Origin of the sequence: Bradyrhizobium sp. AZCC 1678, assembly GCF_036924765.1 — a bacterium.
Lineage (GTDB): Bacteria > Pseudomonadota > Alphaproteobacteria > Rhizobiales > Xanthobacteraceae > Bradyrhizobium > Bradyrhizobium algeriense.
In genome coordinates this window covers 2952640-2966666 of record NZ_JAZHSE010000001.1, presented here as the reverse complement: position 1 = coordinate 2966666, position 14027 = coordinate 2952640, and the positions used below count along the sequence as shown (strand labels likewise).

Annotated in this window: 13 protein-coding genes; 4 read left to right on the top strand and 9 right to left on the bottom strand. The window is 62.6% G+C overall.

What is annotated here, in order from left to right; translation table 11 throughout:
• The first annotated feature begins 60 nt into the window (after positions 1-60).
• On the top strand, positions 61-609 hold the full coding sequence (locus tag V1294_RS14130; RefSeq protein ID WP_334497885.1) for a YybH family protein: 549 nt from the start codon (positions 61-63) through the stop codon (positions 607-609).
• Positions 610-615: 6 nt separating this feature from the next.
• Here the strand turns inward: V1294_RS14130 and V1294_RS14125 are convergent, their stop codons facing one another.
• From V1294_RS14125 to V1294_RS14105, 5 genes are all read right to left on the bottom strand, one after another.
• Positions 616-2001, bottom strand: coding sequence for a hypothetical protein (locus tag V1294_RS14125; RefSeq protein WP_334497883.1), 1386 nt, complete (start codon positions 1999-2001; stop codon positions 616-618).
• Between the two features lie 763 nt (positions 2002-2764).
• The gene (locus V1294_RS14120; protein ID WP_108514726.1) at positions 2765-4276 is read right to left on the bottom strand and encodes a tripartite tricarboxylate transporter permease; all 1512 of its coding nucleotides are present in this window, start codon (positions 4274-4276) and stop codon (positions 2765-2767) included.
• Positions 4277-4339: 63 nt separating this feature from the next.
• The gene (locus V1294_RS14115; protein ID WP_334497881.1) at positions 4340-4882 is read right to left on the bottom strand and encodes a tripartite tricarboxylate transporter TctB family protein; all 543 of its coding nucleotides are present in this window, start codon (positions 4880-4882) and stop codon (positions 4340-4342) included.
• Positions 4883-4942: 60 nt separating this feature from the next.
• Positions 4943-6046 carry an S-methyl-5-thioribose-1-phosphate isomerase gene (gene mtnA, locus V1294_RS14110; RefSeq protein ID WP_334497878.1) on the bottom strand — a complete coding sequence of 368 codons (1104 nt, stop codon included), beginning with the start codon at positions 6044-6046 and terminating at the stop codon, positions 4943-4945.
• Positions 6043-6918 carry an S-methyl-5'-thioadenosine phosphorylase gene (locus V1294_RS14105; protein ID WP_334482921.1) on the bottom strand — a complete coding sequence of 292 codons (876 nt, stop codon included), beginning with the start codon at positions 6916-6918 and terminating at the stop codon, positions 6043-6045. The genes mtnA and V1294_RS14105 overlap by 4 nt, the downstream gene beginning before the upstream one ends.
• A gap of 91 nt (positions 6919-7009) precedes the next feature.
• Between V1294_RS14105 and V1294_RS14100 the strand changes: the two genes are divergently transcribed.
• Entirely contained in the window at positions 7010-7660 is a 651-nt protein-coding gene (locus V1294_RS14100) for a class II aldolase/adducin family protein (RefSeq protein WP_334497876.1), read from the top strand.
• Positions 7661-7668: 8 nt separating this feature from the next.
• On the opposite strand, the gene V1294_RS14095 is transcribed toward V1294_RS14100, so the two are convergent.
• Entirely contained in the window at positions 7669-8646 is a 978-nt protein-coding gene (locus V1294_RS14095) for a Bug family tripartite tricarboxylate transporter substrate binding protein (protein ID WP_442895442.1), read from the bottom strand.
• A gap of 709 nt (positions 8647-9355) precedes the next feature.
• Between V1294_RS14095 and V1294_RS14090 the strand changes: the two genes are divergently transcribed.
• Positions 9356-9685: a hypothetical protein gene (locus V1294_RS14090; protein WP_334482929.1), complete on the top strand. Its 330-nt coding sequence runs from the start codon at positions 9356-9358 to the stop codon at positions 9683-9685.
• 33 nt (positions 9686-9718) lie between these two features.
• On the opposite strand, the gene V1294_RS14085 is transcribed toward V1294_RS14090, so the two are convergent.
• From V1294_RS14085 to V1294_RS14075, 3 genes are all read right to left on the bottom strand, one after another.
• On the bottom strand, positions 9719-10516 hold the full coding sequence (locus tag V1294_RS14085; protein ID WP_334497872.1) for an enoyl-CoA hydratase/isomerase family protein: 798 nt from the start codon (positions 10514-10516) through the stop codon (positions 9719-9721).
• A gap of 36 nt (positions 10517-10552) precedes the next feature.
• The gene (locus V1294_RS14080; protein WP_334497870.1) at positions 10553-11752 is read right to left on the bottom strand and encodes a pyridoxal-phosphate-dependent aminotransferase family protein; all 1200 of its coding nucleotides are present in this window, start codon (positions 11750-11752) and stop codon (positions 10553-10555) included.
• 144 nt (positions 11753-11896) lie between these two features.
• Positions 11897-13099 (bottom strand): pyridoxal-phosphate-dependent aminotransferase family protein, encoded by a 1203-nt coding sequence (locus tag V1294_RS14075; protein WP_334497868.1) that lies wholly within the window; start codon positions 13097-13099, stop codon positions 11897-11899.
• Between the two features lie 132 nt (positions 13100-13231).
• On the opposite strand from V1294_RS14075, the gene V1294_RS14070 reads away from it, so the two are divergent.
• On the top strand, positions 13232-13963 hold the full coding sequence (locus V1294_RS14070; RefSeq protein ID WP_334504642.1) for a GntR family transcriptional regulator: 732 nt from the start codon (positions 13232-13234) through the stop codon (positions 13961-13963).
• Positions 13964-14027 lie beyond the last annotated feature (64 nt).

Below are 14027 nucleotides of genomic sequence, written 5' to 3'. Positions count from 1 at the left end.
ATGGGATTTGGGCAGCACCGCCGGCCGGTTGCCGGCCCAACCCGAATGGAAAGATACCGAATGTTCAAACTGAACTGCTGGAGGCGCTTGGCGCTGAAGGCCGCACTCGCAATGCCGCTGTCGGCCAGCGCCGCGCAGGAGCCGACGTCGGCAGGTTCGGAGCAGGAACTTGTCGATCTGGTCAGGAAGACCGAAGCCCAGGCTTCGGCTTTCATGCGTGGCGACATGGACAAATGGTCCGGTCTGGTGCGCATCGCAGGAGATTTTACACTGATGCAGCCATTTGGCGGTGAAGCCAGCCGGGGCTTCGACATGAGTCCCGAGCGGCTGGCGCGGCTCGCCAGCTACTTTGGGAACGGCGACGCCAAGCTCGAACTTGTCCAGTCCTATACGTCGGACGATCTGGTCGTTCTTGCGATGATTGAGCGTCAACACGGCGAGGTCGGCGGTTTGCCAGACCAGGATTGGTCCCTTCGTGTGACGCAAGTCTATCGCAGGCAAGGCGGGCAATGGTGGCTGGTTCATCGCCATGCCGACCCGCTCGTGCGCCACGTCGGGCTTGAGACTGCGGCCTCGCTGGCGCGCGGCGCAAATCTCGACAAGAAATGAGGCGGTCTAGCTCCCGTCAAGTAGCGACGTCCCGAATGCCCGCCGCCAGACCGACAGAAAACGCGGAAACCAGGAGTGGGCGTCTGCGCTCTGATAGGCCCAAGTGCGATATTTTTGTCCCTTTTCCGACAGCAGTTCCTGATACCCGCCGTGCGTTTCGGTCGCGCTACGAATGTCCCTCAATATATCGCGGGCACAGGACCGGTACTTGTCGGTGCCAGAACATTCATCGTAGTCCAGCATGCGATCGGCAAATTCGACGTTGAATGTCGGCCAGCAAGAACGCCCCTGGTAGGCCGGAGCCGCAATCTTGTGGATCATCTTGTTCTGCGGATTATCCACCGATACCAGGAAGTGAGATGTATCCGGGATTCGAAACCGCGGCTCGCCAAGTATCAGATCCGTCGTGGCTGCGAACAGCGCGCGTTCGCCCGCTTCGCTCAGATCCCAAAATCCCTGATGCACATTGACGAAATCCAGCGCAATGCAAGACGCCGCCGGTTCGCTCCTTAAGTCCAGAGCATGCCTGACATAGCCAGGCTTGCCGAACAACCCGAGCAGCTCCGTCTTGTATTGCGAAAGCTCGCGTCCGAGCAGCCCTTCCAGCTCGATCCGGTCGATCACCCCCAACCGTATGCCGCGCACAAAGGTCGCGTAGACGCATGCATTGGTGACAAAGCGCCTGCGTTCGGCACGGGTATCGGTTGCCGCGGAACGCGGTGCGGTGACGTCGCACAGCAAAGCCGCGACGCCGCCGTCCTCGAACGGCTCCAACGCTTCCGCGAGTTGAAATATCGCGTTCTTCAGATCCTCGCGATATTCGGCAAGCAACAAGCGGCCGGCATGAGCGCCCTGTGACATCGCCAAAAACGGCGATGCCCTTTGGTCCGCACGCACGATTTGTTCCAGGCCTGCGAGGATGCCCAACAGCGTGTCCGACGGCAGCGAGAAGTAATTGACGCCGATGTACCGGTCGCCTCCCGCGGGAACGATGGTCGTCGTGACGACATTGGCGCGGACAGCCTCCACCAGCAGCCGGACGCCTTTTTCGAGCAAGCGAACCCGGCGGACGGCATCCTCGGAACCCATGATGGTCTCGGGATCGAGAACATCGGGATAAAACCAGGCAAAATCCCGAGGATAATAGGCGGAGGCGTGCGGCGCCCCCGTGACCAGAAAGGCTTCTTTGGGAGAAAAGGCACTGTTGACCGAGTGCCTGTACAACTCGTCGATCCCACCCGATGCGTGAGATTTTCTCAGGAATCGATCACCGAGAAAATTTAGGGCCTGAATACCGTTGGCGACACCGATGGCCAACAGGCCCTGGTAAAACCGGTATTCGCGATGAGATGAAAATGGAATGTGACGATTCATATGCTTGGATGAAACCATGTCCGGCGGGTGTCGAGTGTCAGTGGTTACCCCAGACATCATAGATTCGTCTTTCTGTCAGATGAATCGTGATGTCATCGCATTGTCACAAATGGACCGTGCGTAGGATGGGTAGAGCGCAGCGAAACCCATCACGCCTCCGCGCAATAATTGATGGGTTTCGCTTCGAGACTGGGCAAGAATCCCGGCCGGCTGGGCAAACGAGTGTACGATTCGACTGATGACGAATCATACCTTCAAGACCGGTGTTGACCGGAACCAGCCGAGCCTTCTTCCTGCGCGTGTTGAAGACTACGTGGATCGCGACAATCCGGTTCGGGCCATTGACGCTTTTGTCGAGACGCTTTTGTCGATGCGCTGGACCTTGAGAAGCTTGGCTTTTGCCGTGCGTCAAGTTCGCGAGAGGCACGCCTCTCGCGGGCGACGGTAGCGAAAGAGCCGTTCACCGGGGAGCTCGCTATAAGCCGTAAAGCCACTGCGCACGGAAGGCCGGAGTGTTTCCGCTGAACCTGTATGCCCGTGTGCGCGTTCTCTGTGCGCAATTGCACGCGAGACCGCGGGCGCAGCGTGCCCCCGGTCTTCCCTGCGCCCTCTAAGTTCAGGAGGGCTAACCGAGATGCAAAACTCCGGGCGCATCGCGCCGCGAGAACGCGAAACTGTATCCACGTCATTGCGAGCGCAGCGAAGCAATCCATCTATCCCACGCGGCGCTATGGATTGCTTCCCTTCGCTCGCAATGACGGCGAAATGTCCGTCCGGACCGCTACGCCTTCGCCGGCCGCAACATGCGCGTGACGCTGCCGAACGCCCAATCGATGACGGGCCAGAACAGCAGCACGATCGCCAGTGTCGTGATCGAACCGACGAGACCGTTCGACCAGAACACCTTCATGTCGCCGCCGGAGCCGATCATCGACAGGCGGAACGCATCCTCGGCGCGGTTGCCGAGCACCAGCGCCAGCGTGAACGGCGCCAGAGGAATGCCGATTTTTTTGAATACGTAGCCGACGACGCCGAAGCCCAGCATCAGCCAGATATCGAACATCGCGTTCTGGATCGCGTAGGCGCCGATCGCGCAGGACACCACGATCATCGGTGCGACCGCTGCGAACGGCACGCGCAGGATCGAGGCGAAGATCGGCACCGTCGTCAGCACCAGCACGAGACCGACGACATTGCCGAGATACATCGACGCAATCAGGCCCCAGACGAAATCCTTGTGCTCGACGAACAGCAACGGACCCGGATTGAGACCCCACACCATCAACCCACCGAGCAGGATCGCCGCGGTGCCGGAGCCGGGAATACCGAGCGCGAGCATCGGCAGCAGCGCCGCGGTGCCCGAAGCATGGGCCGCGGTTTCCGGCGCGAACACGCCTTCGATGCGGCCCTTGCCAAAGCTGTCCTGGTCCTTGGAGAAGCGCTTGGCGAGGTTGTAGCCCATGAAGGACGCGGCAATCGCGCCACCCGGGGTGATGCCGAGCCAGCAGCCGATGAAGGAAGAACGAAACAGCGTCACCCAGTATTTCGGCAAATCCTTCCACACCGACAGCACCACGCGCAGGGAGATGCCGGCGGCGTGGCCGCGCAGCGCGAGGCGCTCCTCCATGGTGAGCAGGATTTCGCTGATGCCGAACAGGCCGATGACGGCGACCAGGAAGTTGACGCCGCGCAAGAGCTCCGCCGAACCAAAGGTCATGCGCAACTGCCCGGACACGGTGTCCATGCCGATGCCGGCGAGCAAGAGGCCAAGCGACATCGAAATCACAGTCTTGTGCTTGGCTTCGCGGCCGAGGCCGACGAAAGAGCAGAAGGTGAGCAGATACACCGCGAAGAATTCAGGCGGCCCGAATTTCAGCGCGAAGGAGGAAATCATCGGCGCCAGGAACGTGATCAGCATCACCGCGACCAGCGAGCCGATGAACGACGAGGTGAAGGCCGCGGTCAGCGCTTCCGCCGCCCTGCCCTGCTGCGCCATCGGATAGCCGTCGAAGGTGGTCGCGACCGACCAGGCCTCGCCGGGGATGTTGAACAGGATCGAGGTAATGGCGCCGCCGAACAGCGCGCCCCAATAGATGCAGGACAGCATCACGATCGCCGACGTCGGATCCATCGTGAATGTCAGCGGCAGCAGGATCGCCACGCCGTTCGGGCCGCCGAGGCCGGGCAGCACGCCGACGAAAATGCCGAGCACGAGGCCGAGCATCATCAGCAGCAGTGTTTTCCAGGTCAGCAGCACGGCGAAGCCATGCATCAAGAGGCCCAAGGCTTCCATTACAAGGCTTCCATTACAAGGCTTCCATTACAAGGCTTCCATCAGATGCGTCCTACCGACCCGTTAGCGGCCGAGCGCCGCTTCGAGCGGACCCTTTGGCATGATGACGTCGAAGGCGATGTCGAAGGTGACGAACATCACGGCGGTGAACACGAAGGCGGTGAGCAACGATTTCCACAGCGCGATCTTGCCGACCATCCGCATGAAGCCGGCGATCAGGAGGAAGCTCGCGACATAGAGCCCGAGGAACTGCATGGCGAGGCAGAACAGCACCGTAGGCACGAACACCGCCATCACGCGGCGAAGCTGCGCCCGCGTCACGAAGACCTCGGAAGCCTCCCTGCGCGACAGGAACGCGGCGACCAGACCATAGAGGCTGGCGCCGGCGAGGATGATCGAGAGATAAAACGGAAAGTAGCCGGACTGCGGGCCGGTCGATTCCCAACCGGCTCCCGTCCGCCAGTTGTCGTACCCGAGTGTCGTTGCGAGCGCGAGCAACAGGAGGCAGATGACGACGTCGGCCGCGCGAACGCTCGTCACCGCAGGCGAGTCGGCTTCGGGTGCGGTCGGATCCTCGACGACGATTTCGATGTCGGTATTGGACATGGCGACGGTGACCCCCGATACGACAGACCCGAACGGGGATACGTGCCGACGTCGCCGGCGTCAATGTCCCGCGCTGCGCTCCGGGAATGCGCTCGCAAGTGCAGCACGCTCCGGGCGCAGCAGGCCGCGTTCGGTGATCAATCCCGTCACCAGCCGTGCCGGCGTGACGTCGAAGGCGTAGTTGGCCACAGGCGAGCCTTCGGGAACCACGCGCACGGTCTCGACGCGCCCATCGGCGGTGCGGCCGGTCATGTTCGCCACTTCGTCGGCGCTGCGCTGCTCAATCGGAATCTGCCTGATGCCGTCATCGATACTAAAGTCGATGGTGGGCGATGGCAGTGCAACATAGAACGGCACGCCATTGTCGCGCGCGGCGAGCGCCTTCAGGTAGGTCCCGATCTTGTTGCAGACATCGCCATTGGCGGCCACCCGGTCGGTGCCAACGATCGCGAGATCGACCATGCGGTGCTGCATCAGATGGCCGCCGGTGTTGTCCGGGATCACCGTATGCGGCACGCCGTGGTGGCCGAGTTCCCAGGCGGTCAGCGAAGCGCCCTGATTGCGCGGCCGGGTCTCGTCGACCCAGACATGAACCTTCAGGCCGCGATCATGCGCCAGATAAATCGGTGCCGTCGCCGTGCCCCAGTCGACCGTCGCAAGCCAGCCGGCGTTGCAATGGGTCAGGACGTTGACGGGCTCGCCGGGCCGCTTCGTCGCCGTGATCTGCTCGATCAGCGCCAAACCGTGCCGGCCGATCTCCTGGTTGATTGCGACATCCTCCTCGGCGATTTCGACAGCGCGCCCGTAGGCCGCCGCGACCCGCTCGGACGTCGGCAATGGCCGGAGCATGCGCGCCATCCCATCCAGCGCCCATCTCAGGTTGATCGCCGTCGGCCGCGCCGCCAGCAGCATGGCATGGGCGCGGTCTAGCGCCGCATCGGAAGCGTCGGTACGCATGGCGAGCGCCATGCCGTAAGCCGCCGTAGCGCCGATCAGCGGCGCGCCACGCACCAGCATGGAACGGATGGCCTCGGTCGCGTCCTCCGCGCTTGCGATGCGCGCCACCACGAATTCATGCGGCAATCGCCGCTGGTCGATCGCGCCGACCGTCCAGCCGTCGTCCTCGAGCCAGATGCTGCGAAAATGTCGGCCGTCGACCTTCATGAGTTCAACACCCTCCCCGCCACCGCATCGAGCCTGGCGAGTAGCCGCGGATCGCGCGCTTCCGGCGCCGTGATCAAGGCGGTGTCGAGCGCCTTGTCCGATCCAACAGGACACGGCTCATGCTCGCGCGGAAAATCCCTGGCGAGACGCGCGACGAGCCCCTTGGCCTTGCTGGCATTCGAGTTCAGCACGCGAATGATATCCTGCACGGTGACGGCGTCGTGATCGGGATGCCAGCAATCGAAATCGGTGACCATCGCCACGCTGGCGTAACAGATCTCGGCCTCGCGGGCGAGTTTGGCCTCGGGCATGTTGGTCATGCCGATCACCGAATAGCCTTGCGCCTTGTAGGTCAGGCTCTCGGCGAGGCTGGAGAACTGCGGGCCTTCCATGCACACATAGGTGCCGCCCTGCACCGCGGCGATACCTTCGGCCTTGGCGGCCGCCGCCAGATGCACATGCAGCCGTGGCGACACCGGATGCGCCATCGAGACATGGGCAACACAGCCCCTGCCGAAAAACGAACTCTCGCGCCGGTAGGTGCGGTCGACGAACTGATCGACGAGGACAAATGTGCCGGGCGGCAGTTCCTCCCTGAACGAGCCGCAGGCCGACAGCGAAACCAGGTCGGTAACTCCCGCCCGCTTCAGCACGTCGATATTGGCGCGGTAGTTGATGTCGGAGGGCGACAGCACGTGCCCCTTGCCGTGCCGCGGCAGGAACACGATCGGCAAGCCTCCGATCACGCCGCGCGTCAGCGCTGCGGACGGCTCGCCCCAGGGGCTCTTGATGGTCTCCTCGCGGACGTCCTCCAGCCCCGGCAGGTCGTAGATGCCGGATCCGCCGATGATGCCAAGCACGGCACGCGTCATGACTTCTCCCAGTCAGGATTTCACGCAAGATGTTCGACTATACTGCGGCGCAATAATCAAGCATTGTCGCGCGGTTGCAAGGGGTCTTCAAATGCCGACCATGAAGGACCGGGAAAAACGCCAGTCGATCATCGATGCCTGCCGCAGCATGAATGCGCTCGGCATCAACCAGGGGACATCAGGGAATATCAGCCTGCGCCATGGCGAGGGCCTGCTGATCACGCCGACCAGCACGCCCTACGAGGCGATGCAGCCCGAGCAGATCGTATTCATGGGCCTGGATGGCTCGCACGATGCCGCCCAGCGGCCGTCGAGCGAGTGGCGATTTCACCTCGACATCCTGAGAGCCCGGCCAGAAATCAATGCGGTAGTCCATGCCCACCCGATCTATTCGACGATCCTCGCCATCATGGGCCTGGAAATTCCACCGATCCACTACATGATCGCGTGTGCCGGCGGCGACACCATCCGCGTCGCGCCCTATGCGACCTTCGGCACGCAGGAACTTTCGGAGCACGCCGTGCGCGCGCTGGAAGGCCGGCTGGCCTGCCTGCTGGAACACCATGGCATGATTGCGGTCGGCGCATCGCTTTCGAAAGCGATGTGGCTTGCCGTCGAAGTCGAAACGCTGGCCCGGCAATATCACGGCTGCCTGCAGATCGGAACACCGCGCCTGCTGCCGAAGGCCGAGATCGAAAACGTTCTCGGCAGGATCGCGGGATACGGTCCTGCCGACAAATAACGATCGGCCTATTTCGCGACGAAGCCCGCTTCGTTCATCAGCGCTGTGTTGAGCTTGTCGTCCTCCTCAAGGAACTTCAGCATGTCCTTGCCGGTGAGGAAGATCGGCTTGAGCGCCTGCTTCTCCATATACTCCTTGTACTCCGCCGTCTGCGTCACCTTCTGGAACAGGTCGACGTAGAACGCCTGCTGCTCCGGCGTCACCTTGCCGGGCAGAAACATCGCGCGCAGCATCAGATATTGCACGTCGAGCCCCTCCTCCTTGCAGGTCGGGACGTCGTTCCAGGATTGCGTCTCGGTGACTTTGGTCTTGTAGGCGATGCGCTCCTTGTCGAACACGCACAGCGCGCGGACCTGGCCGGCGCGCCAGACCTCGAGATTTTCGGATGGATTGTTGACGTTGGCCTCGGTGTGCTTGCCGACAAGTTGCGTCGCCGCCTCGCCGCCCGACTTGTACGGCAGATAGGAGAATTTCGCGCCGGTCTTCTGCTCCATGAACACGGTGAGCACGTGGTCCTCGCGCTTGGAGCCGGTGCCGCCCATCTTGAACGGCGAGCCTGCCGCCTTGGCGGCCGCGATGAAGTCCTTCACCGTCTTCGGTCCCTCGGCATTGTCCCACAGCACGAATTGATCCATCGCAACGACCGACACCGGCGTCAGGTCTCGCCAGTTGAAGGGGATCTTCGCCGACAGCGGCAGCATGTAGATCAGCGAATAGGCGATCAGGACCTTGTTGGGATCGCCGTCGCTCGACTTCATGTACATCAGCGCCTCGGCGCCCGACGCCCCGCCCTTGAGCGATACAACCATCGGCTGCTTCATCAGGTTGTTCTTCTGGATGGCCGCCTGCATCATCCGCGCCATCTGGTCGGACGCACCGCCCGCGCCGGCCGCGACCACGATTTCAACCGGCTTGGTCGGCTCCCAGGCGGCAAGCGCCGGGGTACTTGCGATCATGGCCGTCAAGGCGGCCGCGGCTTTCAGCATCTGTCCCACGAGGTTTCTTCCCTATGTATTTGCAAGACTTTGTAAAATCAGACTTGGCTGGTTGCTTGCCACATCTTGCGAGCGAACCGACGAGAGTTCAAGCTGCACCGCAATGTACCGCCCTATGACTTTCGCATGAGGCGCAAACCTTTCCCGCAGGAGGTTCGTAGCTACGTACAGCCGATTCAATCTCGCCGCTTTTCCGTTGCATGGCTGTGAGTGGGCCCATTTAATGCACGCTACAAGGTAAATCAGGGGGAGAAGCTGAATGAGAAGGATTTTGATAACCGTCCTCGTGGGCGCGACGATAGCCCTCGCCGGGTGCGGACGGGATCCGGGACCGAAGGGGGATGCCGGCCCTCAAGGACCAGCCGGGCCGCAGGGCGCGCAGGGCTTGCAAGGCGTGCCGGGCCCTCAAGGACAACAGGGCGCTCAAGGGCCACAGGGTCCCCAAGGGCCACAAGGACCGCAGGGCGCCCCCGGCGCAAAAGGCGATCCCGGACCGGCTAGCGCTTCCATCAGATCGGTTCAGGCGAGCGGCGAGGTCAGTTGCGATGCAAATGAAAACCTGGTGTCGGTGTTCTGCCCGTCTGGCGGTGCACCCGATGGCGCTAAGTGCGGCACCGGTCCGGCCGTCGGTCTTTGCCTCAAGAAGCCGTAGCCGTCCTGCCATGCTGCGAACCGACGAATGACGCGCCGGCGAGGAAGCATGAAGGCGTTCGCGATTGGTTTGCTCCTGGCCTGTCTTGCCACCGCCGCGGACGCCGGTTCTTCAATCATCGGCGCGGGTTCTCAAACCTGCACGGCGTGGACCAACCGCAAAAAGAATGCGGTCGTCAAAGGAAGCTTTGAATCCTGGCTGGTTGGATTCATCAGCGGCCTGAACATCAGCGGCGAACGGGACATGGTTGGTGGCGGCGACTTCGACGCGATCATTGCGTGGATGGATCAACGTTGCCTCACAACCCCTTCAGACAGAATAGGTATCGCGGCGCTCGACCTGGGCATGGAACTGGCAAAAAAGGCTGCCAGACCATAGTGAGCGGTTCTGACCGCTTGTCGCCCCGTTCGGCTACTTGCCCTTCCAGTTCGGCGTGCGCTTGTTGAGGAACGCGTCCATTCCTTCGCGGAAATCCTCGCTCATATAGGCGCGCAGGATCAGGTCTTCGCCTTCGTCGCGCGTCAGCGTCCGCCGGATGCGGCGCACCGCTTCCTTGGTGACTTCGAGCGTGATCGGCGCATGGCTGGCGACGAGCTTCGCGGTTTCATCGGCGCGGCGCTGCAGCGTCGCGACATCAGGCACCACCTCATTGAGCAGCCCGAGCGCTAGCGCTTCCGGCGCCTCGACCAGCCGCGCCTTGAAGATCAGGTCCTTGGTCCGCGCCGGGCCGACCAGCGAAACCAGCCTGGAAATATTCGACATCGACAGGCAATTGCCGAGCGTGCGCGCAATCGGAAAGCCGATGCGCGTCGCCTCGGTGCCGATGCGAATGTCGCAGCACGCCGCGATCCCGGCGCCGCCGCCGGTGCAGGCGCCGGCAATGGCCGCGATCGTCGGCACCCGGCATGCTTCCAATGCACCGAGCACACGATCGATCCGCGCCTCGTAGTCGAGCGCATCCTGCGCGGTCTTGAAGGCGCGGAACTGCGAGATGTCGGTGCCCGACGCGAACGCCTTGTCGCCGGCGCCGGTCAGGATCATCGCCTTGATCGAGCGATCATTGTTGACGGTTTCGCAGATCGCCGCCATCTGTTCGTACATGGCAAAGGTCAGCGCATTGCGCGCCTGCGGACGGTTGAACGTCAGCCGGGCGATACCGTCCTCGACGGAATAAATCAGGTCTTCGGTCGCAGCTACCGGAGCGTTCATCGCAGCTCTCTCTGTTTTTGTTTCGGTCAAATGGTCTCAGGCGACGGCGGCCTTCGGCATCGATACGACGTCGCGTCCCTTGAGCACTTCCATCGCCGCCAGCACGCCGCCGCCGCGGTGCGGCACCTTGGCGAGATCGAGGCCCATCTCGACGCCCGACAGCGTGCCCATCAACATCAGATCGTTGAAGTGCCCGATATGGCCGATCCGGAACACCTTGCCCTTGATCTTGTTCAGGCCGGTGCCGAGCGACATGTCGAAGTTTTCCAGCACGACCTTGCGGAAATTATCGGCGTCATGGCCTTCCGGCATGACGACGCCGGTCAGCGCAGGCGAGTGCGCGCCCTGCTCCTGGCATTGCGTTTCGAGGCCCCACACCTTGGCGGCGGCGCGCGTCGCGGCGCTGTGGCGCTTGTGCCGGGCGAAGACGTTCTCCAGGCCCTCTTCCTCGAGCATGTTGACCGCCTCGCGCAACCCGAACAGCAGGTTGGTCGCGGGCGTGTAGGGCCAGGTGCCCGCCTTGTTGATCGCGATGACCTCCTGCCAGTCCCAGTAGGAGCGCATGGCGGGGTTTGCCTTCGCCACGGCGAGCGCCTTTTCCGAGATGGCGTTGAAGCCGAGACCCGGCGGCAGCATCAGGCCCTTCTGCGATCCCGCGACCGACACGTCGATGCCCCAGGCATCGTGCTCATATTCCAGCGATCCGAGGCCGGAGATGGTGTCGACCATCAGCAGCGCCGGATGATTGACGCGATCGAGAATCTTGCGAACTTCCTGCGGATGGGTGACGCAGCCGGTCGAGGTCTCGTTGTGAACCACGCACACGGCCTTGATCTTGTGCGCCTTGTCGGCCGACAGCCGCGCCTCGATCTGCTCGAGGTCGGCGCCGTGACGCCAGTCACCGGGCAGGAAATCGACATCGACCTTGAACTTCTCGGCGATACCGCGCCACAGCACGGCAAACTGCCCGGTCTCCGCCATCAGAACCTTGTCGCCGGGCTGCAGCGTATTGACGAGGGCCGCCTCCCAGGCGCCAGTGCCGGACGACGGGTAGATGATCACCGGCTGCCTGGTGCGAAACACCCGCTGCATGGCCGCCAGCACGGCGTGGCCGACCTCGGCGAACTCGGGACCCCGATGGTCCATGGTCGGCATATCCATGGCCCGCAGCACCCGGTCCGGCACGTTGGTCGGTCCCGGAATCTGCAGAAAATGCCTTCCAGTATGCACGGTCATGGGCGTCCTTCCCGGTATTACCTTGGCGTTTCGAGCCGCTCGAATATCACCATTTGGCGGGCTTGTCGCCCGCCGGACGCAGCACGTCAATGCATAAGGAGCAGGGCTGGAGCGGCGCCCACCCGGGCAGGCGCGAGCTGCCGGCTAGCTGCCGACGACCTTGAGATGCGCCGGGGAATTGCCTTGCGGACGCCGCTCCAGATACTTCATCGCGGCATCGACGCCTCCGGAGCGGTGCGGTACGCCTGCGACCGACAAGCCCATCTCCACACCGGTCAACGCACCGAGCAGCGTGAGCTCGTTGCATTCACCGAGATGGCCGATGCGAAACACCTTGCCTGCGACCTTCGACAGGCCTGAGCCGAGCGACATGTTGTAGTTGTCGAGAACGACCTGACGGAATTGATCGGCGTCATGCCCCGGCGGCATCAGCACGGCGGTCAGTACAGGCGAATATTCCTGGGGCTCTTGGCACAACACCTCCAGCCCCCAATGATTGACCGCCGCTCGCGTCGCTGCGGCGAGCCGCTGGTGACGCGCAAACACATTATCGAGCCCCTCTTCGAGCAGCATCGCAATCGCCTCGCGCAGCCCGTAAAGCAGGTTTGTCGCCGGCGTGTACGGGAAGAAGCCCTTCGCGTTCGGCTTCAGCATTTCCTCCCAGTCGAAATAGGAGCGCGGCATCCGGTTGGTCCTGGCAGCGGCGCGGGCCTTCTCCGAGATCGCGTTGAAGCCGAGGCCGGGCGGCAGCATGAAACCCTTTTGCGAACAACTGACGCTGACATCGACCTTCCATTCGTCATGCCGGTAGTCGACCGACCCGAGCGAGGAGATGGTGTCGACCATCAACAAAGCGGGATGTCCGGTCCGGTCGATCGCGGCGCGTATGTTGGCGATACGACTTGTGGCGCCGGTCGACGTCTCGTTATGGACGACCATCACCGCCTTGATCGCGTGTTCGGCGTCATCTGTGAGTCTCGCCTCGATCTGGGCGGGGTCGGCGCCGCGACGCCAATCCCCGGCAATGAAATCGACCTCGATCCCGAAGCGGCCCGCCATCTGGCACCACAGGGTCGCAAAGTGGCCGGTCTCCGCCATCAGGACCTTGTCGCCCGGCGAAAGCGTATTGACGATCGCGGCCTCCCAGGCGCCGGTCCCTGACGACGGGAAGATCATCACCGGTCCAGCGGTCTGGAAAATCCGCTGGCTACCCTCCAGCACCGCCCGCCCGAGTTCGGCGAATTGGGCGCTGCGGTGATCGATCACGGGCATGTCCATCGCGCGAAGAACCCGGTCCGGGACCGGACTCGGCCCTGGAATCTGCAGAAAATGCCGTCCTTGCCGCATGATAACCTCCCAGGAAGCCCGTTTCGATCAACGGGCAGCTCATTTTGCATTCATTTTTTGTCTTTTCAATCTAATTTTGGTATTCGATTTGGATCGTCGACGCCGCAGATTCCGCAAACTACTGTTATGCAAATGAAATCCACGATTCCCGAAGCCGGGGTGCCGATCGCCCAGTCCGACCGCCAGGAGGCCTCGCTTCACGGCGAAATCCTGCTGCGGCTTCGCGATTACGTCGTCGAAGGCAACATTCCAGAGGGTGCACGTGTTCCGGAACGGCAGCTCTGCGAGATGCTTGGAATCTCCAGGACGCCGCTGCGCGAGGCGCTCAAGGTCCTGGCCGCGGAGGGCCTGATCGAACTCCTTCCCAACCGCGGCGCACGCGTGCGCCAGCTTAGCGAGCGGGATCTGGAGGAGCTTTTCGACGTGATGGCTGGCCTGGAAAGCCTCGCCGGACGCCTTGCCTGCGAAGCCATCACAAACGAGGAAATCGTCGCGATCGAGCGGCTGCACTATGAGATGTACGGCCACTACCTCAATAGCGACATGCCCGGCTATTTTCAGGTCAACCAGCGCATCCATGAGAGTATCGTTGCTGCCGCCCGCAACGAGACCCTGCGCGCGGCCTACGCCAGTTTTGCCGGCCGGATCCGCCGCGTCCGCTATTCTGCCAATTTCGCGCGCAAGCGGCAGCGCTGGGGCGAAGCGATGCGCGAGCACGAAGCGATCCTGGATGCGCTGCGTCGTCGCGCCGCAAGCGAGCTGAGCGACATCCTGTTCCAGCACTTGCGCAACAAGCGAGCCGCAGCCATTGAACATCTGGCCGTGGCACGGGATGCCACCGCAGCCGCGACTGCGGGCAGCTAGCTTGCCGATTATGAATTCATAATGTAATTCGTCCTGTAAAAAGTGCATAATCCCGTTGAGGGGT